17 protein-coding genes are annotated in these 21,814 nt (G+C 71.4%); 6 read left to right on the top strand and 11 right to left on the bottom strand.

Annotated features, from left to right (window positions below; all coding sequences use genetic code 11):
* Window positions 1-3: 3 nt before the first annotated feature.
* The 5 genes from ABE438_RS16505 to argH form a co-directional block, all read right to left on the bottom strand.
* A complete protein-coding gene (locus tag ABE438_RS16505) occupies window positions 4-597 on the bottom strand; it encodes a glycoside hydrolase family 19 protein (protein WP_346503749.1) in 594 nt (197 codons plus the stop codon).
* A 63-nt stretch (window positions 598-660) separates the two neighbouring features.
* On the bottom strand, window positions 661-3,357 hold the full coding sequence (locus ABE438_RS16500) for a TIGR02302 family protein (RefSeq protein WP_346503748.1): 2,697 nt from the start codon (window positions 3,355-3,357) through the stop codon (window positions 661-663).
* A 144-nt stretch (window positions 3,358-3,501) separates the two neighbouring features.
* Window positions 3,502-4,791: a diaminopimelate decarboxylase gene (gene lysA / locus ABE438_RS16495; RefSeq protein WP_346503747.1), complete on the bottom strand. Its 1,290-nt coding sequence runs from the start codon at window positions 4,789-4,791 to the stop codon at window positions 3,502-3,504.
* 9 nt (window positions 4,792-4,800) lie between these two features.
* A complete protein-coding gene (lptM, locus tag ABE438_RS16490; protein ID WP_346503746.1) occupies window positions 4,801-5,064 on the bottom strand; it encodes an LPS translocon maturation chaperone LptM in 264 nt (87 codons plus the stop codon).
* Between the two features lie 127 nt (window positions 5,065-5,191).
* A complete protein-coding gene (argH, locus tag ABE438_RS16485; RefSeq protein ID WP_346503745.1) occupies window positions 5,192-6,622 on the bottom strand; it encodes an argininosuccinate lyase in 1,431 nt (476 codons plus the stop codon).
* A gap of 31 nt (window positions 6,623-6,653) precedes the next feature.
* Here argH and tlpA point away from each other — a divergent pair, with 31 nt between their 5' ends.
* The 3 genes from tlpA to ABE438_RS16470 all read left to right on the top strand — a co-directional run bounded on the left by tlpA (window position 6,654) and on the right by ABE438_RS16470 (window position 10,241).
* On the top strand, window positions 6,654-7,283 hold the full coding sequence (gene tlpA, locus ABE438_RS16480) for a thiol:disulfide interchange protein TlpA (RefSeq protein ID WP_346503744.1): 630 nt from the start codon (window positions 6,654-6,656) through the stop codon (window positions 7,281-7,283).
* 152 nt (window positions 7,284-7,435) lie between these two features.
* Entirely contained in the window at window positions 7,436-8,425 is a 990-nt protein-coding gene (locus tag ABE438_RS16475) for a hypothetical protein (RefSeq protein ID WP_346503743.1), read from the top strand.
* Between the two features lie 85 nt (window positions 8,426-8,510).
* On the top strand, window positions 8,511-10,241 hold the full coding sequence (locus ABE438_RS16470; protein ID WP_346503742.1) for a carbamoyltransferase family protein: 1,731 nt from the start codon (window positions 8,511-8,513) through the stop codon (window positions 10,239-10,241).
* Window positions 10,242-10,352: 111 nt separating this feature from the next.
* On the opposite strand, the gene grxD is transcribed toward ABE438_RS16470, so the two are convergent.
* The 6 genes from grxD to ABE438_RS16440 form a co-directional block, all read right to left on the bottom strand.
* Complete coding sequence (grxD, locus tag ABE438_RS16465) at window positions 10,353-10,688, bottom strand: Grx4 family monothiol glutaredoxin (RefSeq protein ID WP_346503741.1); 336 nt, start codon at window positions 10,686-10,688, stop codon at window positions 10,353-10,355.
* Between the two features lie 45 nt (window positions 10,689-10,733).
* Window positions 10,734-10,970: a BolA family protein gene (locus ABE438_RS16460; RefSeq protein ID WP_346503740.1), complete on the bottom strand. Its 237-nt coding sequence runs from the start codon at window positions 10,968-10,970 to the stop codon at window positions 10,734-10,736.
* A gap of 11 nt (window positions 10,971-10,981) precedes the next feature.
* On the bottom strand, window positions 10,982-13,210 hold the full coding sequence (purL, locus tag ABE438_RS16455; protein ID WP_346503739.1) for a phosphoribosylformylglycinamidine synthase subunit PurL: 2,229 nt from the start codon (window positions 13,208-13,210) through the stop codon (window positions 10,982-10,984).
* A 93-nt stretch (window positions 13,211-13,303) separates the two neighbouring features.
* Entirely contained in the window at window positions 13,304-13,744 is a 441-nt protein-coding gene (locus ABE438_RS16450; RefSeq protein ID WP_346503738.1) for an acyl-CoA thioesterase, read from the bottom strand.
* Complete coding sequence (locus ABE438_RS16445; protein WP_346503737.1) at window positions 13,741-14,622, bottom strand: methyltransferase domain-containing protein; 882 nt, start codon at window positions 14,620-14,622, stop codon at window positions 13,741-13,743. The genes ABE438_RS16450 and ABE438_RS16445 overlap by 4 nt, the downstream gene beginning before the upstream one ends.
* A 16-nt stretch (window positions 14,623-14,638) precedes the next feature.
* The gene (locus tag ABE438_RS16440; protein WP_346503736.1) at window positions 14,639-16,483 is read right to left on the bottom strand and encodes a M3 family oligoendopeptidase; all 1,845 of its coding nucleotides are present in this window, start codon (window positions 16,481-16,483) and stop codon (window positions 14,639-14,641) included.
* Window positions 16,484-16,670: 187 nt separating this feature from the next.
* Between ABE438_RS16440 and ABE438_RS16435 the strand changes: the two genes are divergently transcribed.
* The 3 genes from ABE438_RS16435 to ABE438_RS16425 form a co-directional block, all read left to right on the top strand.
* Window positions 16,671-18,161 carry a sigma-54-dependent transcriptional regulator gene (locus ABE438_RS16435; protein ID WP_346503735.1) on the top strand — a complete coding sequence of 497 codons (1,491 nt, stop codon included), beginning with the start codon at window positions 16,671-16,673 and terminating at the stop codon, window positions 18,159-18,161.
* A gap of 140 nt (window positions 18,162-18,301) precedes the next feature.
* Window positions 18,302-20,152: a L,D-transpeptidase family protein gene (locus ABE438_RS16430; RefSeq protein ID WP_346503734.1), complete on the top strand. Its 1,851-nt coding sequence runs from the start codon at window positions 18,302-18,304 to the stop codon at window positions 20,150-20,152.
* 230 nt (window positions 20,153-20,382) lie between these two features.
* A partial coding sequence (locus tag ABE438_RS16425; RefSeq protein WP_346503733.1) for a peptidoglycan L,D-endopeptidase MepK occupies window positions 20,383-21,814 on the top strand: 1,432 nt, incomplete at its 3' end.

Here is a 21,814-nt window from a genome sequence, read left to right as displayed (position 1 = left end):
GGTTCAGGGCCAGATCGCCCGCGCGCGCTCCAGCAGGGCGCGGCGGGCGGCGAGCCCGTTCAGCCCGCCATTGATCAGCCGCGTCACCGCGACGATATCGTCGCGGTCGGCCGCAGCGTCGATCCCGCGCTCGCGCCAATAGGCCAGCGCGATGCGCAAGGAGAGCTCCGGCTCCGCCGCCTGCGCCGGCTCGCCCTCGAGATCGACGCCGAGCAGCCGGCCATAGCGGCGATAATTGGCGCGGCCGGTGAGCTGGAAGACGCCGCGCCCGCGATAGCGCGCCCCGTCGCCCGGCCGATCGTTGCCGAGATCGGCGCGGCCGTCATAGCGGGCGAACCAGCCCGGCCCGCCATATTCGACCAGCGTGCGGAACCCGTCGGTCTCATGCGCCGCCTGCGCCAGGAAATGCGGCAGCCGCAGCGGCGCCAGCAGCCCGGCGGGTGCCGCGAGACGGTCGAAGGGCTCCGCGAGCCCGGCCAGGATCGACGGCCGTCCGCCCGGCGCCAGCGCCAGCAGGCGTCCGGCGCTGACCACGGCATCATGACCATGCGCGGCCTGTGCCGCCGCATCGCTTCCGACAGCTGCCCGCATCGTCATCGCTTCGCCCTCCACCGACGCCGGGCATTATGCCGGCGGCGGCGATGGCGGGGATAAGCGGCGTCAGTTGCGGCGCAGCAGCCGCTCCAGATAGTCGAGCTCCTGCGACGGCCGGGCCGGATCGCCGAGCCGGCGGCGCAGCTCCTCCAGGATGCGGCGGGCGCGCTGCGTCGCGCTCTCGTCGGCGCCCGGCACGCGCACGCGGCCATCGGCCCAGTCGCGCTGGCGCTGCGGCCGGCCGAGCGGATCGTCGCTGCCGCGCTGCTGCGCCGAGGGGCGCCCAGGGGGCCGGCCGTCCGGCTCGCCATAGGCGTTGCCCTGGCCCTCGCCCTCACCGGGCTGGCCCTGCATCTGCTGGGCGAGGTTGTCGCCGCCGCGCCGCAGCGCCTCGAGCGCCCGGCCCTGCGCGTCGAGCGCCTCGCCGCCCTGGCCCTGCCCGAGCTGGCGCTCGGCCTCGCGCATCGCCTCCTCGGCCTCGGCGAGCTCGCCCGGATCGGCGCCCATGCCGCGCATGCGCCGCTGCAACTCCTCCAGCCGCTCGCGCAGCGCCTGCTGGCGCTGGGAGAGCCCCTCGCCCGACTGTCCCTCGCCGGCTTCGCCCTGCTCGCCGGGCTGCGGACGGCCCCTCTGGCCCTGCTGCTGACTCTGCTGGCCTTGCTGGCGCTGGCCCGGACGGGCCTGCGGGCGCCCGCGCTGCTGCTGCATGCCGTCCTGCCGGCGCTGCTCCTGGCGGAAGGTCTCGTCGCGCAGGTCCTGCTGCTCGCGGGCCATGCGGTCGAGATCGCCGAGCGTCTGGTTCATCTCGCGCTGGCGCGGATCCTGCTGGCCGGGACGGGCCATCTGGAGATTGTTGAGCAGGTTGTTCAGCTCCTCCATCAGGCGCTGCGCCTCGGCCGTCTCGCCGCGGCGCGACAGCTCCTCGATGCGGTCGAGCATGTTCTGCAGGTCGCGCGGCGTCACCGAGCGGAAGTTCTCCGGCGTCTGGGCCTGCTCCTGCCCGCCCTCCTGCATGCGCTTCTGCATCTGCTGGGCGAGGTCGCGCATATAGCGGTCCATCGCCCGGCGCATCTCCTCGGTGAGCTTGCGGATCTCCTCGTCGGAGGCGCCGCGCTCCAGCGCCTGACGCAGGTTCTCCTGCGCGGCACGCAGCGCCTTCTCGGCGTCGGAGAGCGCGCCGTCCTCCAGCTCGATCGCCAGCGCCCACATCAGCTCGACCACCTCGCGCAGCTGGTCGTCGCTGGCGGCGCGGCGCAGCCGCTCCGAGACCATGCGCATGCCGAGATAGACGCCGGTCTCCTTCATGAAGAGCTGCGGCTCGATCATCAGCGCGTCCATGGCGAGCTGCACCGTGCGGCGTGCATCGGCGTCCATGGCGAGGATGCGGCGCTGCTCGACCAGCGCCTTGGCCAGCGGCTTGGAGAACACGCGCTGCGGCAGCGTCACCGTCAGGGTCTGGCTGCGGCCCTCCTGGCCGACCTCGTCGCGGGCGACCAGCGTCAGCCCGACGCGCGCCCCGGCCCAGGGATGGCTGGTGACGTCGAGCACCCGGCGCATCTCCTCCTCGCCGGAGGCCGGCACGGGCAGCGACTGCGTCGGCGGCTCGACCAGCGAGCGCCCGGCGGCGCCCTCCTCGCGCGACATCACCGCCTCGATCCCGGCGATGCCGTAATCGTCCTTGGCGCGATAGGTCACGGCCAGCCCGCCCTGCAGGCCGCTGACGCTCTCCGGCTCGCCGACGAAGGCGATCTCCGGCGGCTGGTCGCTCACCGCCGTGAGCTGCAGCACCTGCTCGGGCGCGCCGCGGCCGGTGATCCTCAATGTCGCGTCGCCGCTGACGGTGAAGCGCTTGTCGAGCACGCCGGCGGACGCTGCGGCAGCCGTGCGGGCCGCCGGGGCCGGGGCGGGCTTGCCGCCCGCGGCCGGCGCCTTGGCGGAATCCTTGGTCGCGTCCTTGGTCGCGTCCCTGGCGGCATCCTCGGCGGCGATCGGGTCGAGCCCGCCGGTGGTGGCGACGTCCATGCCGCTCTCGCCGGCGATGCGCACCACCACGGTGGAATTCTTCGGCACGGAAAACTGCGTGCCCGGCAGGCGGGCGAAGTCGATCAGGATCGGCGGCAGGCGGGTATGGGCCGGCGGATCGATCCAGGCGTCGATGCGCACCGGCGCGCCGGCGGCGGCCGGGCCGCGCCAGTCGAAGGCCGAGAGCAGGCGCGGCACCGCCGCATGGCCGGCGACGAAGAAGGCGGCGACCGCGGCCAGCACCGGCAGCAGGCGCAGCGCGCGGCGGTCGTGCAGCGCCATGCGCGGATGGGGGGCATCGACGCGCAGGCGCGAGACCGCCTCGCTCTGGCGCTTGACGTGCAGCGCCCAGAGCGCCTGCGAGACCGGGTCGCGCTGGCCGACCGCCAGCGAATCGTCGAGCGCCGTCGCCGGCCGGTGCGCGCCGAGCGAGGAGCGGTCGAGCCGGGCCAGCGCCTCGCGCCGCGACGGCGCGCCGCTGCGCAGGACCGGAACGAGGGAGGCGAGGATGGCGAGCGCGAACAGCCCGACGCCGACGGCGCGGCCCCACCACGGCAGATGCTGCCAGAGACCGAACCAGGAGACGGCGAGGAAGGTGAGCAGGACGGCGAGCGGCGTCCACAAACGCGGCCACAGCCGCTCCCAGGCCAGCGCGAAGCGCGAGGCGGTGGCGAGGCGCTCCAGCCTGCGGCGCGTCACGGAAAGCGTGTCGGGCGCCGCGCGGCGCGGTGTCTCATCCATTCCGATGCTCCGGCCCGCCTCCTCGCGACGGTTTCGTCCACCATAGCCCGCAGGCTAGCACGGGAATGTGGCATGACCAGCGGCGACAGGCGCGCAGCGGCAGGCCGCGCCGGGAATCGTGATCGGCGCGGCCGGGGCCGCCCGTCAGGCCAGCCAGGGCGGCAGGCGGTCGGTGCCGATCAGCTCCTCATAGCTCTGGCGCGGACGCGTCACCGCATAGCGGTCGCCCTTGACCAGGACCTCCGGCACCAGCTGGCGCTGGTTGTAGGTCGAGGACATGCTCGCTCCATAGGCGCCGGCCGTCATGAAGGCGATGAGGTCGCCAGGCGCCAGCGCCGGCAGGGTGCGCGCCGTGGCGAAGGTGTCGCCGGTCTCGCAGATCGGCCCGACCACGTCATAGGCGACGCCCGCATCCCCCGGCACCGGCTCGGCCACCGGCCAGATCTCGTGATAGGCCTCGTACATCGCCGGCCGCATCAGGTCGTTCATGCCGGCATCGACCACCAGGAACTGCTTGGTCGGGCGCGGATTGAGATGCAGCACCCGCGCCAGCAGGATGCCGGCATTGCCGACGATCAGCCGGCCCGGCTCGAAGCCGAGCGCGAGGTCCAGCCCCTCGGTGACGCGCGCCACCATCGCGGCATAGGCCTCGATCAGCCCGGGGCCGTGGTCGAAATCCTTCGGGATGTCGTAGGGGATGCCGAGCCCGCCGCCGAGATCGAGCCGCTCGACGCCATGGCCCTCGGCACGCAGCGCCAGCACCAGCGCGCGCATCTTGGCATAGGCCTGCTCGAAGGCCTCGACCTCGCGGATCTGGCTGCCGATATGCAGCGCCAGCCCGGCGATGCGCACGCCCGGCAGGTTCGCGGCGCGGGCGTAGAGCCGGTGCACCTCCTCGAAGGAGACGCCAAACTTGTTCTCCGACGAGCCCGTGGTGATCTTGGCGTGGCCGCCGGCGCCGATGTCGGGATTGACGCGGAACACCGCCGCCTGGTGCCGGCCGCGCGCCTGCGCCACCTTCGACAGCAGGTCGAGCTCGCCCTCGGTCTCGATATTGACCTGGTAGATCCCGGCCTCGACCGCGAAGGCGAGCTCCGCCTCGCTCTTGCCGACGCCGGAGAAGACGATGCGCTCGGCCGGGATGCCGGCCGCCAGCGCCTTGCGGATCTCGCCCTCGGAAACCGTGTCGGCCCCCGCCCCGAGCGAGGCCAGCGTCCGCAGCACGCCGAGATTGCTGTTGGCCTTCATCGCATAGAAGACATGGGCCGGCTGGCCCGGGCGGATACCTGCCATCGCCGCGGCGAAGACGCGGTAATGCCGCTCGATCGTCGCGGAGGAATAGACGTAGACGGGCGTGCCGACCTCGTCCGCGATGCGGCGCAGATCGACGTCCTCGGCGAACAGCGCGCCGTCGCGATAGGCGAAATGATGCATCGGACGCTCTTAGAGCAGCGGGTCGAGCAGGAAGGGCTTGTCGGGAATCTCGATCGGCCGGTTGCGTTTCGCCGGCCGGCCCAGCGGGGTCGCGCTGGTCGGATCGGGCGCGACGTTCTCGGTCGCGCCGGTCTGCTTGTCCGGCAGGTCGATCGCGGTCTTGGAATCCGGCGGCGGCTCCAGCGGTCCCCGTCGCCCGCAGGCGGAGAGCGCGAGGCCGAGCAGGCCCGCCATCAGCAGGGCGCGGCCGAATGTCAGGCGGGTATGCGGCACGAACGGAATCCTCGGGCGAAACGATGCGGCACCATAGCGAATGGTGCCGGCGCTTGCGAGCCTCAACGGGCGCTCAATCGGGACGCGGCGCGAGGCCGCATCCCGGATCGCGCGCGGACGCAGCCGCTCAGGCCTTTGCCGGGCGGGCAGCGTCCTTGGCCGCCTGCTTTGCGGCCTCCTTGGCGAGGCGGCTCAGCCAGCGCTTCGCCTGCCGGCGGACATTGGCCGGGGCGGTGCCGCCATGGCTGGTGCGGCTCTTCACCGAACGGTCGACGCCGAGCACGCCGAACACCTCCTGCGTGATGCTGGGCTCGACCGCCTGCATCTCGGCCAGCGTCAGCTTCTCCAGCCCGATGCCGCGCTCCGAGGCGAGGCCGACCAGGCGGCCGGTGACGTGGTGCGCGTCGCGGAACGGCATTTTCAGCACCCGCACCAGCCAGTCGGCAAGGTCGGTCGCGGTGGCGTAGCCGAGGCCGGCCGCCTTCTTCATCGCCTTCAGGTCGGGCTGCATGTCGCGAACCATGCCGGCGGTGGCGGCCAGGCACAAAGACAGGGTCTGCACCGCGTCGAAGGTGCCTTCCTTGTCCTCCTGCATGTCCTTGGAATAGGTCAGCGGAAGGCCCTTCATCATGGTCAGAAGGCCCTGCAGCGCGCCGAAGACCCGGCCCGCCTTGCCCCGCACCAGCTCGGCCGCGTCGGGATTTCGCTTCTGCGGCATGATCGAGGAGCCGGTCGAGAACCGGTCGGAGAGCCGCACGAAGCCGAATTGCGGCGTCGCCCACAGCACGATCTCCTCGGCGAAGCGCGAGAGATGCATGGCGCAGATCGAGGCCGCCGCCAGCGTCTCGAGCACGAAGTCGCGGTCGGAGACCGAATCGAGCGAGTTCTCGGTCGGCCGGGCGAAGCCGAGCGCCTGCGCCGTCATGTGCCGGTCGATCGGGAAGGAGGTGCCGGCGAGGGCGGCGGCCCCCAGAGGGCACTCGTTCATGCGCTCGCGGGCGTCGCGGAAGCGGCCGCGGTCACGCGCCAGCATCTCGACATAGGCGAGCAGATGGTGGCCGAAGGTCACCGGCTGCGCCGACTGGAGATGGGTGAAGCCCGGCATCACCGCGCCCGCATGCGCCTCGGCCTTCTCGGCCAGCGCCTGCTGCAGCTCGGCGATCTGCGCGTCGAGTTCGTCGAGCGCATCGCGCACCCACAGCCGCATGTCGGTCGCGACCTGGTCGTTGCGCGAGCGCGCCGTGTGCAGGCGGCCGGCGGCGAGGCCGATGCGCTCGCGCAGCGTACCCTCGACGTTCATGTGGATGTCCTCAAGCGCGCGCGAGAACGTGAAGCGGCCGCCCTCGATCTCGGCCTCGATCTGCTTGAGTCCGGCCGAGATCGCGTCCACGTCGTCCTGGGTCAGGATCCCGGTGCGCGCCAGCATCGCCGCATGGGCGAGCGAGCCCCGGATGTCCTGGCGCCACAGGCGCTGGTCGAAATCGATGGAGGCGTTGATCTCCTCCATGATGGCGTCGGGACCTGTGGCGAAACGCCCACCCCACATGCGGTTGCTCACGGCGGTCTTTCCTGCTCTTCAAGGACGCGCGATGACGTCTCGTTGGAAATTCGTGGCGGCTCTCGGAGCCCTGGCGCTGGTCGCGGTCGGCGCTGCCGCGGCGTTCTACTCCGGCCGGGGCACCCCCGGCAATTCCGCCTGCAGCGCCGCCGGCCCTAAGCTCGCCTCCCTGCGCCCGCTGGCGCGCGGCGAGGTCGCGGCCGTGCAGGTGGCGCAGACGCCGGTTCCGGTGCCCGACCTCGCCTTCACCGCGCCTGATGGCAGCCGCACCTCGCTCTCCGCCCTGAAGGGACGCACCGTGCTGGTCAACCTCTGGGCGACCTGGTGCGCGCCCTGCCTGCACGAGATGCCCTCGCTCGACGCGCTCCAGGGCGCGCTCGGCGGTGCCGAGTTCGAGGTCGTGGCGATCAACATCGACACCCGCCATCTCGACAAGCCGCGCAAATGGCTGGCCGAGAAGGGCATTTCGCGCCTGCGCTACTATGCCGATCCCGAGGCGAAGGTGTTCCAGGACATGCGCGCCGCCCGCAAGGTCGAGGGGATGCCGATCAGCGTGCTGGTCGACCCCGCCGGCTGCGAGCTCGCTCTGCTCCAGGGCCCGGCCGACTGGGCCAGCGACGACGCCAAGGCGCTGATCCGCGCCGCGATGGCACGCCCCTGAACGCGCGGGCGGTCACGCCGCCTCCATAATCGCCCGCCACAACGCTCGCCCGTCGTCGCGCTGCGGCATCGCTCGCGTGAACCGGACGCGGCGCCGGGCGTTGCCCCGGTGTCGCGCGGGCGCGACCCGACCAGTTTCAACGGAGCCAACCCATGACCCTTTCCCTTTCGCGCCCGTCGGGGCGGCTCGGCCGCACGATCCTGGCGCTCGCCGCCACGCTCACCCTGGTCGTGACGGCGCCGCTGGGCGCGCAGGCGCAGCAGCGCCAGCCGATCGCCGGCACCACCGTCTCGCTGGAGCCGATGGAGGGCTTCAAGCCCTCGACCCAGTTCGCCGGGCTGGAGAACCCCGCGGAGAAGGCCACGCTGCTCGTGGTCGAGATGCCGCCCGAGGCGCATGACCAGCTCGCCGCGCTGTTCGGCTCGCTCGACACCGCCAAGGCCGGCTTCGCCAGCCAGAACATCACCGTCTCGTCAGTCGACGACATCGCCACGGCCGGCGGCACCGGCCGCCTGGTCACCGGCGTGCAGAAGGCCGGCGACGTCACCTTCGACAAGTGGATCGTGCTGCTGAAGGGCGCCAAGACCGTGATGGTCACCGTGCAGGCGCAGGAGAGCGCCGATATCGACGCCGACGAGGTGGTCGATATGCTAATGACCATCTCGCTCGGCGCCGAGCCGAGCATCGACGAGAAGCTCGCCTCCCTGCCCTTCCGCATCAAGACGGCCGAGCCCTTCCGCTTCGTCGACACCTTCGGCGGCCTCGGCGTCATCATGACGGTCGGCCCGCAGAACACCGACCCCGAGGGCAAGCAGCCGCTGCTGATCGCCAGCGTCCAGACTGCCGGCGCCGTGCCGGCCGACAAACTCGCCGCCGCCGGCGAGACGCTGCTGAAGGTGACCAAGGGCTTCGAGACCGCCGAGATCGCCAAGCGCGAGACCGTGCGCTTCGCCGGTGGCGACGGCGCCATGCTCGCCGGCACGATTGGCAGCGGCGAGGCCCGCAAGCGCTTCGTCCAGTATATCGGGCTCGGGCCCGAGGGCCGCTTCGTCCGCATGATCGTCAACGCCCCGGAGGCCGGCTTCGCCGCGCTGGAGCCCGCGATCAAGACGATCGCCGACAGCGTCTCCTTCCCGCGCTGACGCAAGCCGTTCCGCCCAGCCGGCCGGCGTCCCGCGCCGGCCGGCATTTGCCTCGTCCGCCGCCCTGGCGCATATCCGGCTCACCATGACCTATACGATCGGCCTCGCGACCACCTTCCACGACCCTGCCATCGCCATCCTCGACCCGCAGGGCACGGTGCTCTTCGCCGAGGCGGCCGAGCGCTACCTGCAATACAAGCGCGCGCCGAACTGCGAGCCCGACCCGGCCGGGCGGATGGAGAGCCTGATCCGGCGATACATCCCGGCCGGCGCGCCGGTGCGGCTGGCGACGAGCTGGGGCGAGGAGTTCACCGGCTTCCTCGACCAGATGGCGCGGGCCGGCAGCTTCACGCTCGACGCGCTGCTCAAGCTCTCGCCGGGCTTCAACCGCTCGATGGTGCCGCAGCGCACCGAGCGCGCGCTGATCGCCTCGCTGCACCAGCAGCAGCAGCGCGCCGGACTCGGCGTGCTGATCGGGCTCGACCGCGCCTTCGGCGAAGCCCGCCTCGAGGGGCTGAGCCGCTTCGGCCACCATCTCAGCCACGCCGCCTATGCCTGTTGGTCCTCGCCCTTCCGCGACGCCGCCTGCCTCGTCGTCGACGGCATGGGCGAGACCGGCGCCTCGGCGATCTTTGCGCTGAAGGACGGGCGCCTTACCGAGCTGAAGCGCCATCGCGGCCGGGAGTCGATCGGCTTCTATTTCGGCTTCGTCACCGATCTCGCCGGCTTCGACCAGGCCAAGGGCGAGGAATGGAAGATCATGGGGCTCGCCCCCTATGGCAAACCGGACCCGGAGCTGATGGCGCTGCTGCGCCGGCTCTACCGGGTCGAGGGCACCAAGCTGGTCTTCGCCGACGCCGAGACCGTGCAGCAGGTGGCGCGCGAGATCCTGGCGCGGCGCCCGGCCGAGGCGCTGGAGAGCGGCTGGGCCGATCTCTCGCGCTGCGGGCAGGACGTCTTCGCCGAGATGATGGACGCGCTGCTCGCCGAGGCGGCGGCGCTCTGCCCCTCGGAAAACCTCGTCCTGGCCGGCGGCTGCGCCCTGAACTCCTCCTTCAACGGCAGGATCGTCGGACGTCACGGCTTCGCGCGGGTGCATGTGCCCTCCGCCCCTGCCGATGACGGCAACGCCATCGGCGCCGCCTGGCTCGCCCATGCCGAGGCCAATCCCGACTGGCGGGCGCCCACCGGCCCGAGCTCGCCCTATCTGGGCTCGAGCCTGTCGAGCGAGCCCTTCGAGCGCATGCAGGCCTGGGAGCCGCGCCTGCGCCGGCTGCCGCCCGAGGAGATCGCGCAGGAGACCGCGGCGCTGCTCGCCGCCGGCAAGCTGGTCGGCTGGGCGCAGGGCCGCGCCGAATTCGGCCCGCGCGCCCTCGGCAACCGCTCGATCCTGGCCGATCCGCGCCCGGCGGACGCCAAGGACATCCTCAACGCCAAGGTGAAGTACCGCGAGGCCTTCCGGCCCTTCGCGCCCTCGATCCTGGCCGAGCACGGGCCGGACTGGTTCGAGTCCTACCAGGATTCGCCCTATATGGAGCGCACGCTGGTCTGGAAGCAGGCGGTGCGGGCGCGCGTGCCGGCCGTGGTGCACGAAGACGGAACGGGGCGGCTCCAGAGCGTCACCGCGGAGCGCAACCCGCGCTATCACGCGCTGATCTCGGCCTTCCATGCCCTCACCGGCGTGCCGGTGCTGCTCAACACCTCGTTCAACATCATGGGCAAGCCGATCCTGCACAGCAGCGAGGATGCGATCCTGATGTTCTACACCTCCGGCCTCGACGCGCTGGTGGTCGAGGACTGGCTGCTGGTGAAGTGAGGCCGGCGGCGGAACGCGGCTCACCCGCTCGGGACCACGAAAAAGGGCGGCGCCATCGGCACCGCCCTTCGTCGTTTCGCCGTCGCGCGCGGGGGTGAGCCCGCGCGGCGCTCAGCTCGCCTGCTTCACGGCGATGCCCTTCTCGGCCAGCAGGGCCTGCAGCTCACCGGCCTGGAACATCTCGCGGGTGATGTCGCAACCGCCGACGAACTCGCCCTTCACATAGAGCTGCGGGATGGTCGGCCAGTTGGAATAGGCCTTGATGCCCTCGCGGATCTCCTGGTCCTCGAGCACGTTGACGCCCTTATAGGGCACGCCGACATAATCGAGGATCTGGACGACCTGGCCCGAGAATCCGCACATCGGGAATTGCGGGGTGCCCTTCATGAAGAGCACCACGTCGCTGCTCTTCACCTCGGCGTCGATGCGGGCATTGATATCGGTCATATCTGGCTCCTGACGCGGGTTCAAGGCCCGCAGGAATGAACGGTTCTAATCTTGGGGAGCGGCCGTCGTCAGCGCAAGGGCGTGCAGGACGCCGCCCATATTGCCCTGCAGGGCCGCATAGACCATCTGATGCTGCTGCACCCGCGACTTGCCCTTGAACGCCGCCGAGGTCACCGTCGCGGCGTAATGGTCGCCGTCGCCGGCGAGATCGCGGATCTCCACCACCGCATCCGGCAGCCCCGCCTTGATCAGGCGCTCGATCTCGCTCGCTTCCATCGCCATGGCATCTCTCCTCAGCCGGCCTTGCCGGCCAAATTCTTGCCGGCCATGTAGTCGGGCAGCCAGCGCTCATGCGCGCCGCGCAGCGCCGCAACAGAGACCGTGGCCTCGCCGCCGAGCACCAGATCCGCGCCGCCGGTGCGGCCGATCTCCTGCGCCGGCACGCCGGCCGCCTTCGCCTCGGCGACCACCGCCGCTGCGGCCTCCGCCGGCACGGCGATCAGATAGCGGGCCTGGTCCTCGCCGAACAGCGCGCCATGCGCCGCACCCTGCGGCAGCGCGGTGATCTTGGCGCCGATGCCCGAGGCCATCGCCATCTCGGCCAGCGCGACCGCGAGGCCGCCATCCGAGAGGTCGTGGCAGGTGGCGACGCGGCCGGACTGGATCAAGGCACGCACGAAATCGCCATTGCGACGCTCGACCGCGAGATCGACCGGCGGCGGGGCGCCCTCCTCGCGGCCGCAGACGGTCGCGAGCCAAGCCGACTGGCCGATCCAGCCCTGCGTGTCGCCGATCAGCACGATCGCTTCGCCCTCGGCCCTGAAGGCGACGGTGGCGTGGCGCGTCACGTCCTGCATCAGGCCGACGCCGCCGATGGTGGGGGTCGGCAGGATCGAGACGCCGTTGGTCTCGTTGTAGAGCGAGACATTGCCGGAGACGACGGGGAAGTCGAGCACGCGGCAGGCCTCGCCGATGCCGTTGATGCAGCCGACGAACTGGCCCATCACCTCGGGCCGCTCCGGATTGCCGAAATTGAGGTTGTCGGTGATGGCGAGCGGCGTGGCGCCGACCGCGGTCACGTTGCGCCAGGCTTCCGCCACCGCCTGCTTGCCGCCCTCGAAGGGATCGGCCTCGCAATAGCGCGGGGTCACGTCGGCGGCCATGGCGAGGCCCTTCGGCCCCTCCTCGATGCGCACCACGCCGGCGTCGCCGCCGGGCACCACCACCGAATTGCCGAGGATCAGCGTGTCGTACTGCTCCCAGATCCAGCGCTTGGAGCTGAGATCGGGCGAGCCGACCAGCTTGAGCAGCGCCTCGCCGGCCGGGACCGGCGGGGTGACGCTGTCGGCCGCGATCACCGCGGGCTTCGGCGTCTCGATCCAGGGCCGGTCGTATTCGGGGGCCTCGTCGCCGAGCTCCTTGATCGGCAGGTCGGCCATGGTCTCGCCCTGGTGCTTCACGACGAAGCGCAGGCTGTCCGTGGTCTTGCCGACGACCGCGAAGTCGAGCCCCCATTTGCGGAAGATCGCCTCGGCCGGCTCCTCATGGCCCGGCTTGATCACCATGAGCATGCGCTCCTGGCTCTCCGAGAGCATCATCTCATAGGCGCTCATGCCCTCCTCGCGGCAGGGCACCGCATCGAGGTCGAGCTCGACGCCGAGATCGCCCTTGGCGCCCATCTCGACGGCCGAGCAGGTCAGGCCGGCGGCGCCCATGTCCTGGATCGCGTCGACATGGCCGGCGGCCATGATCTCGAGGCAGGCTTCCAGCAAGAGCTTCTCGGCGAAGGGATCGCCGACCTGCACCGTCGGGCGCTTCTCCTCGGCGCCCTCGCCGAAGGCTGCCGAGGCCATGGTGGCGCCATGGATGCCGTCGCGGCCGGTCTTGGAGCCGAGATAGACGATCGCCTTCCCGACGCCGGAGGCCTTGGCGTAGAAGATCTCGTCGGCCCGTGCCAGGCCGACCGCCATGGCGTTGACCAGGATGTTGCCGTCATAGCGGCTGTGGAAGCCGGTGGCGCCGCCGACATTCGGCACGCCGAAGGAATTGCCGTAGCCGCCGATGCCGGCGACCACGCCGGAAACCAGGTGACGCGTCCTCGGATGGCTCGGATCACCGAAGCGCAGCGCGTCGAGCACCGCGATCGGCCGGGCCCCCATGGTGAAGACGTCGCGCAGGATGCCGCCGACGCCGGTGGTCGCGCCCTGATAGGGCTCGATGAAGGACGGGTGGTTGTGGCTCTCCATCTTGAAGACCACGGCCAGCCCGTCGCCGATGTCGATGACGCCGGCGTTCTCGCCCGGGCCCTGGATCACCCAGGGCGCCTTGGTCGGCAGGGTCTTGAGATGCAGCTTGGAGGATTTGTAGGAGCAGTGCTCGTTCCACATCGCCGAGACGATGCCGAGCTCCGTGATCGTCGGCTCGCGGCCGCCGAGCAGGTGCAGGAAGCGCTGATACTCGTCGGGCTTGAGCCCGTGCTCGGCGACCAGCTGCGGGGTGATCTTGATCTCGTTGGGAATCACGCGGCCTGTTCCTACGGACGGGGCGAGCTCTGCGCTCGGATCGAGCCGGGGCAATAGCCCGAAAACCGGCCCGGAGACAATCGCGACGGCCGCCTAGCCGACCTGCAGCCGCGCCAGCGCCTCGCGCAGCGGCGCCGGAATCGGCACCGGCGTCTGCGGCCCGCGCGCGACATAGACATGGGTGAACAGCCCCTGCGCCACGGTCACAGGCCCGCCCTCGCGGAAAATCCCGATCCGGTAGGTCACGGAACTCCGCCCGAGCCGTTCGACCGCCATCGCCGCCTCCACCGTCTCGGGAAAGGCGACGCTCTCGAAATAGTCGCAGCGCGTGCCTGCGACGAGGCCGACGATCTCGCTGGCGGCGATGTCGAGGAAGCGGTTCTCGATCAGCCAGCCGGTGATCAGCGTGTCGAACCAGTTGTAGTAGACGACATTGTTGACGTGGCCGAACACGTCATTGTCGGCCCATCGCGTCGAAATCGTCCTGAACACGCGGAAATCCCCGCGCCCCAGCCTGACCGGCTTGCCGCTCATCGCTTCTCCCCCTCGGCTGTGCCCGCGCCGGCCTCAACCACGCCCAGCGCATCCGCCAGCCGCATCTTGGCCGAGCCGGGGCGCAGCGGCTTCTGCTGGCTCTCATGCGGCACCCAGCCGGACAGCCAGACGATCTCGAAGCTCGCGCGCAGCCGCCCGTCCGCATCGGCGAAACGCTCGGCGTAGATCTGCGCCGCCCGCATCAGCACGGCACGCCGCAGCGGCTTGCGGCTGCGCTGGTGCAACGCATTGGCCCAGCCCATGGCGCGCAGGTCGCGCAGCAGCGCGAACATGTCGCCATAGCGCACCGTCACCGCCTCGCTGTCGATCACCGGCAGCGCGAAGCCGGCCCGCTGCAAAAGCCCGCCGAGATCGCGCAGATCGGCGAAGGGGGCGACGCGCGGGCTCGCCCCGCCGGTGACCTCGACCTCGGCCGCCAGCAGCGACTGGCGCAGCTCGGTCAGGCTCTGGCCACCGAGCAGGCAGGCGATGAACAGCCCGTCGGGCCTGAGCGCCCGCCTGATCTGCACCAGCGCGCCCGGCAGGTCGTTGACCGCGTGCAGCGCCAGCAGCGAGGCCGCGAGGTCGAGCGAGCCCTCGGCGAAGGGCAGCGCCTCGAGGTCGCCGGCGCGATCGTCACCCTGCGCGCCGGCCTCCGCCAGGCGCAGCACGGCGTCCGCGCGCATCGCCAGCACCGGCAGCGCCAGCGGCAGCGGCGTGCCGAGATCGGCGGCGCAGGCGAAGCGGCGCAGCACCGCCGACAGCCGCTCGTCGAGATCCTCGACGCAGCGCGCCAGCAGGAAATCGGGATAGCCCGCCCCCACCGCCGCCCCGAGGCGGCGGCGATAGAGCGCCCGGTCGAAGACCTCCTGGCTCACGCGGCCCGCTCCGGCGTCATGCCATGCCTTCCAGCTCGGCGATCAGCCCCTCGATCATGGTGAGGCCGATCTGCCAGAAGGCCGGATCGCGCGCATCGAGGCCGAAGGGCTTCAAAAGCTCGGAATGATGCTTGGTTCCGCCGGCCGAGAGCAGCGCGAAATAGCGCTCCTGGAAGCCCGTCGCGGCGTTCTGGTAGACGCCGTAGAGCGAGTTCACCAGGCAGTCGCCGAAGGCGTAGGCGTAGACGTAGAAGGGCGAGTGGATGAAGTGCGGGATATAGGCCCAGAAGGTCTCGTATCCCGGCCCGAGCCGGATCGCCGGCCCAAGGCTCTCCGACTGCACGCTGAGCCAGAGTTCGCAGAGATCCTCGGCGGTCAGCTCGCCCGTCCGGCGCGCCTCGTGCACCTTGCGCTCGAAGGAGTAGAACGCGATCTGGCGCACGACCGTGTTGATCATGTCCTCGACCTTGGCGGCGAGCATCGCCTTGCGTTGGCGCGGATCGACCGTCTCGTCGAGCAGCTTGCGGAAGGTCAGCATCTCGCCGAACACGCTGGCCGTCTCGGCGAGCGTCAGCGGCGTCGGCGCCATCAGCGCGCCGTTCGGCGCGGCCAGGACCTGGTGGACGCCATGGCCGAGCTCATGGGCGAGAGTCATCACGTCGCGCGGCTTGCCCTGGTAGTTCACCAGCACATAGGGATGCGCCGACGGCACGGTCGGATGCGCGAAGGCGCCCGGCGCCTTGCCCGGCCGGGCCGGCGCGTCGATCCAGCGCTCGTCGAAGAAGCGCCGGGCGATGCCGGCCATCTCCGGCGAGAAGGCGCCATAGGCGGAGAGCACCGTGTCGCGCGCCTCCTCCCAGGGAATCGTGCGCTGCTCGACCTGCGGCAGCGGCGCGTTGCGGTCCCAGTAGTCCAGCGCCTCGCGGCCGAACCAGCGCGCCTTCAGCCGGTAATAGCGGTGCGACAGCCGCGGATAGGCCTCGCGCACCGCCGCGACCAGCGCATCGACCACCTCGCGCTCGACCCGGTTGGCCAGATGCCGCGAATCCGCGACGTCCGCGAAGCCGCGCCAGCGGTCGGCGATCTCCTTGTCCTTGGCGAGCGTGTTGGTGATCAGCCCGAAGGTGCGCAGATTGCGGCGGAACACCGTGCCGAGCGCCTCGGCCGCCTCCTTGCGCACGGCGCCGTCGGCGTCCTGCAGGCGGTTGAGGGTCTGCTCCAGCGTCTGCTCCTCGCCGCCGCCGACGGGAAAGCGCAGCGAGGCGATGGTCTCGTCGAACAGCCGGTTCCAGGCGCCATGGCCGGTCACCGACTTCTCGTGGAAGAGCTGCTCGATCCGGTCCTCGAGCTGGTAGGGCTTGTCGCGGGCGAGATCGTCGAGCCAGGGCTTCCAGTGCGACAGGGGCGCGGTCCCCGCCGCCGCGGCGAGCAGCGCCGCGTCGATGCGGTTGAGCTCCAGCCCGAAGAACAGCAGGTCGGTCGAGATCGCGGTGACCTTGTCCTGCGTGTCGCCGTAGAACTTCGCCCGCTTGGGATCGGTGGTGTCGCCGGCATAGACCAGACCGGCATAGGACATGATCCGGCCGACCACATCCTCCAGCGCCTCATAGGTCTTCACCGCCTCGGCCAGCGCTGCGCTGGCGCCCGGCCCTTCGGCCAGGCCGGCGAGCCTGCCGCGATAGCGGGCGGCGAAATCGCGCGCCTGCTCGGCGGCACGGGCCAGATCGGCGGCGAACTCCGGCGAATCGGTGCCGGGATAGAGATGGCTGAGATCCCATTCCGGCAGCGCGCCCAGGGCGGCAGCTCCGCCTCCGGACTGGGCGGCACGCAGGATGGCGGGGCGGTCGACGGGGCGGGTCATGCGGTCTTGCCTCGGACGGTGCTGGTAAGCTCTGGCCTTCTCATATGCGCGGCGCGGCGCCCGCGATCAACGCCGGCCGGCCCGCAGGGCGCATTCGCCGCGCCCGCCGGCTTAAGCGCGGTTTAACCCTTCTCCCGGACAGTGCCCCGAAACGGAACAGCGTTTTTGCCTGCCTGCCCGAGGATCCATGACCGCCACCGTCCTCGTCGTCGACGACGATCCCGTCCAGCGCCGCCTGCTCGACGCCATGGTCCGGCGTCTGGGCTACGAGGTCGTGCTGGCCGAGGATGGCGACCAGGCGCTGGCGCGGCTCGGCGAGGACACCCGCCGCATCGACTGCATGGTGCTCGACCTGACCATGCCCGGCCGCGACGGGCTGGCCGTGCTCGCCGCCCTGCGCGAGCGCGGCATCGACACGCCGGTGATCGTGCAGACCGCCAACGGCTCGATCGAGACCGTCGTCACCGCGATGCGGGCCGGCGCCATCGACTTCGTGGTCAAGCCGGTCGGTGCCGAACGCCTGCAGGTCTCGCTCAAGAACGCGCTGACGCTCGGCGCGCTCGAGCACGAGATCCGCTATATGAAGCGGCGCTCGGCCGGGCAGCTCGGCTTCCGCGACCTCGCCAGCAAGAGCCCCGATATGGGCCGCGTGGTGCGCCTGGCCGAACGCGCGGCGAAGTCGACGATTCCCGTGCTGATCGAGGGCGAATCCGGCGTGGGCAAGGAGGTGCTCGCCCGCGCCATCCAGGGCTCCAGCGACCGGCGCGGCAAGCCCTTCGTCACGGTGAACTGCGGCGCGATCCCGCCCAATCTGGTCGAATCCATCCTGTTCGGCCACGAGAAGGGCGCCTTCACCGGCGCCACCGAGCGCCATATCGGCAAGTTCGTCGAGGCCAATGGCGGCACGCTCTTCCTCGACGAGGTCGGCGAACTGCCGCTCGACGCGCAGGTCAAGCTGCTGCGCGCCATCCAGGAGAGCGAGGTCGACCCGGTCGGCGGGCGCAAATCGGTGCGCGTCGACATCCGCGTCATCTCCGCGACCAACAAGAGCCTGCTCGACCAGGTGAAGCGCGGCGAATTCCGCGAGGACCTCTATTACCGGCTCAACGTCTTTCCGATCACGCTGCCGCCGCTGCGCCAGCGCCGCGAGGACATTGCCGACCTCGCGCGCGGCTTCCTCGCCCGCTTCGCGGCGGAGGAAGGCAAGAAGCTGCGCGGCATCGACGCCGAGGCGCTCTCCCTGCTCGGCGACTATGACTGGCCGGGCAATGTCCGCCAGCTCGAGAACACCATGTTCCGCGCGGTGGTGCTGGCCGATGGCGACGAGCTGACGGTCGCGGAGTTCCCGCAGATCGCCGCGCAGATGACCGGCTTCGAGGTGCGTATCCCCGCCGCCCCCGCCCCGCTCGGCGGCGAGGAGCGCAACGAGGCACCGCCGCGAATCATCCAGGTGCCGGTGCGCGATCCCAATGCGCTCGACCTGCTCGCCGGCACCGACATGCGCACCCTGGAAGAGCTGGAGCGCGAGATCATCCGCTTCGCGCTGACCCATTACCGCGGCCACATGTCGGAGATCTCGCGCAAGCTCGGCATCGGCCGCTCGACGCTCTACCGCAAGCTCAAGGATTACGGCCTGTTCGAGGGCGAGCCGCCCTCGAACGGCGTCGACGCCGCCTGAGGCGGCCGCAGGACCACGGCGGCGGGGAACCGCCGCGGACGAAACGATTGCCGGCCGCTGTTGCAGCCCGGCCTCTTGTCGAAACGGACCGGCTCGCGCAGTGATCGCGCACCTGCCGGTGGGATTGGGGAATTCAACTGATGCGTCTTCGCCGCCTCGCGGAAACCGTCTCTGCCCTCGCACTGTGCCTGCCGCTGCTCGCCAGCCCGTCCCGCGCCGAGACGCCGGTCGATCTCGCTCTGCCGCTGCCGGAGCAGCCGGCGCTGGTCCTCGACGGCCTGACGGATGTCGCCATCCCGAGCACCGCGACCGCCGACGCCGCGCCGCAGACGGCCCCTTCCCAGGAGATCGCCTCGCAGGAGGCCGCCCGCCCCGACGAGGCCGAGGAGCTGGTCACCGGGACCCTCTCCGCCGGCCAGCCCAAGGACGAGCCGCGCTGGGATCTCGGCCTGCCGGTGCCCGAGCTGCCGCCGGTCGACCCCGCGCTGGCCGCCCGGCCGGCCATGCCCGAGATCGTGCTGCCGCCGCTTCCCGAGTTCGCCGTCACCATCCCGCAGGGGCTGGAGCTTTCCGGCCTGATCGCCTCCAGGGCCGAGACCGCGCTGGCCCTGCCGCGTCTCGCCCCGCGCGAGCGCGCCGACATCGCCGCCGCCTATGCCGCCCATGACAACCGCCCGTTCTGGATCGAGGACGGGCGCTGGAGCGCCCCGGCCCGCCAGCTGATCGCCCGCTTCGAGCACGCCGCCGAGGACGGGCTGCGCGCCGACGACTACGCCGTGCCGGTGATCTCCGCCGGCAACCGCGATTCGCTCGCGGAGGCTGATCTCCGGCTCTCGGCGCTGGCCGTGCTCTATGCCCGCGACGCCCGCGGCGGCCGCATCGACCCGCGCCGGCTCTCGCGCATGCTGACGCCGACGCTCGCTTTGCCCTCGGCGACCGAGGTTCTGTCCGAGATCACCGGCGCCGCCGATCCGGGCGCGGTGCTCGCCGCCTACAACCCGCCGCATGAGGGCTATCGCCGGCTGAAGGCCAAGCTCGCCGAGCTGCGCGCCGACCGGCCCGAGACGCCGATGGTGCGCATTCCCGCCGGCCCGGCGCTGCGCGTCGGCATGCAGGATGCGCGCGTGCCGCTGATCCGGGCCCGGCTCGGCCTCGGCCCCAGCGAGGAGCAGGTCTTCGACCGCTCGACCGCGACCGCGCTCGCCGAGTTCCAGCGCAAGGCCGGCCTCTCCGCCGACGGCGTGCTCGGCGACCAGACGCTGCGCGCGCTCGCGACCTCGCGCTCGGCCCGGCTCGAAGGCGACATCGTCGCCCAGATGGAGCGCTGGCGCTGGCTGCCAGCCGATCTTGGCGAGAGCCACATCACCGTGAACATCCCGGAATACCGGATGCGCATGGTCCGCGACGGCCGGCTCGCCCACGAGGCGCGCGTCATCGTCGGCAAGGCTGCATCGGCGACGCCGATCTTCTCGCACCGGATGGACCATGTCGTGGTCAACCCGTCCTGGTACATCCCGCCCTCGATCATGAAGAACGAGATCCTGCCCGGGCTGGCGCGCGATCCCGACTACGCCGCCAAGCGCGGCTATGTCGTGACGCGCCGGGGGAACACCGTCTCGGTCCGCCAGCCGCCCGGCGAGCGCAATGCGCTCGGCTGGATCAAGTTCATGTTCCCGAACGACCACGCGGTCTACCTGCACGACACGCCGAACCGGCGCCTCTTCGCCGCCGAGCAGCGCGCCTTCAGCCATGGCTGCGTGCGCGTGGAGGACCCGTTCGCGCTGGCCGACATGGTGCTCGGCCCGGAATGGAGCAAGGAGCGCCTGAAGAAGCTGATCGGCTCCGGCGAGCGCACGATCCGCCTGCCCAAGCCGATGCCCATCCATCTCGTCTACGAGACCCATGTCGTCGACGAGGCCGGCACCCTGCGCACCTTCGGCGACATCTACGGTTTCCACAGGCTGGTGCGCGCCGCCCTCGAACGCGGCTGAGGCGCCCGGACACCCTGCCCCGCTCCGGCGCGGGCACGGTTTCGCCACGATCCCCCGCTAGCCAGCCTCCATCCGGCCGGGACACGGACGGGATGGTTGTATCCGCGGTAACCTCCCGTTAAGCCTTCTCGGCAACTGTTCCTTCACGTTTACCGCACCGGCGCGCCGGTGCTTTCGAGACGGGTCAGCCGAGAGTGAACTGGTCCATAGCCCCGACCAAGAGACGGCCCATGCCCAGCCCGGGCCCGGTCGCGCGCTTCGGCCTGACACTGCTGGCGGCGGTCGGCTTCCTGTGCGTCGGCGTCCGCGGCACGCAGGATGCGGTCGCCAATGGCGACACCCGCACCATCACCATCCGCCACATGCACCTGAAGGAAGACACCACCGTCACCTTCAAGCGCGACGGGCGCTATGTCTCCGACGCCCTCGAAAAGCTGAACTGGGCGATGCGCGACTGGCGCAACGACGAGGTGATCCGCATGGATCCCCGCCTGTTCGACCTCGCCTGGGAGGTTCACCGGCGCGTCGGCTCCGAGCAGCCCTTCCATGTCGTCTCGGCCTATCGCTCGGCCGGCACCAATTCGATGCTGCGCCGCCGCTCGCGCGCCGTCGCCAAGCACAGCCAGCACGTCGTCGGCAAGGCGATGGACTTCTACCTGCCCGACACGCCGTCCGCCCGCATCCGCGAGGTCGGCATGCGGCTGCAGCGCGGCGGCGTCGGCTTCTATCCCAACGCCCACACCCCCTTCGTGCATCTCGACGCAGGCTCGGTGCGCTCCTGGCCGCGCATGACGCGCCAGCAGCTGGTGCGGCTCTTCCCCGACGAGAAGACCGTGCACCTGCCGGCCGACGGCAAGCCGCTCTCGGGCTACGAGGTGGCGCGCGCCGAGATCCAGGCCGGCGGCGGCTCCGTCATGGGCTACGCCGCCAATGATTTCGACGAGGGCGCGATCATCGCCTCCGGCCGCGGCAAGGGCTTCTGGGCCGCGCTGTTCGGCGGCGACGACGAGGAGGCGGACGCCCGCCCGAGCAACAGCCGCGGACGCCGCGCCCCGGCGCAGCAGCCCGCAGTCATCGCCTATGCCGGCGGCGACAGCAACGCCAATGACGGCGGCCGCTTCGCCGTCTACAACCCGCAGCCGGCCCGCAGCGAACCGGGCGGCCGCGCCCTGATGCGCGAGCGTTCGAGCCGCGGCACGACCACGGCCGCCCCGCCGGAGCCGGAGACGCAGGTCGCGGCGCTGGCGCCCGCCCAGGTCGCGCCGCCCGAACCGGCGCGGCCCGCCCCGCTCGCCACCGCCCTGCCCGTGGCCCGCCCGAGCAGCCTGATGCCCCCGGCCCCGCCCGCCGGCGCCGGCCAGCTGGCCGCGCTCGCCGCCGAGGCTTCAGCCGTGCCGCTGATGGCGCAGCAGGAGCGCGTCACGCTCGCATCCCTGCCGCCGCGCCGCCCGGGCGACCTGCCCGGCCCGTCCCTGGAGACCATCATCACCGGCAAGCCGGTCTCGGCCCCGCTGCCGCCGACGCGGCCCGTCGCGCTGGCCAGCCTGTCGCCGGATGTGCCGCAGGCCGCCGCCGTGCCGGCGTCCGACGCTACGCCGCCTGGCGCCCGGCTCGTCGCCGTCACGCATCCCGCGCCGCCGGCCCGTCCGCGCGGACCCGGCG

The sequence above is a fragment of the Allobosea sp. TWI1241 genome, assembly GCF_039673065.1.
In the GTDB taxonomy this organism is placed as follows: domain Bacteria; phylum Pseudomonadota; class Alphaproteobacteria; order Rhizobiales; family Beijerinckiaceae; genus Allobosea.
Note: the sequence above shows the minus strand (reverse complement) of the source record. Positions and strands in the feature narration are given on the sequence as shown.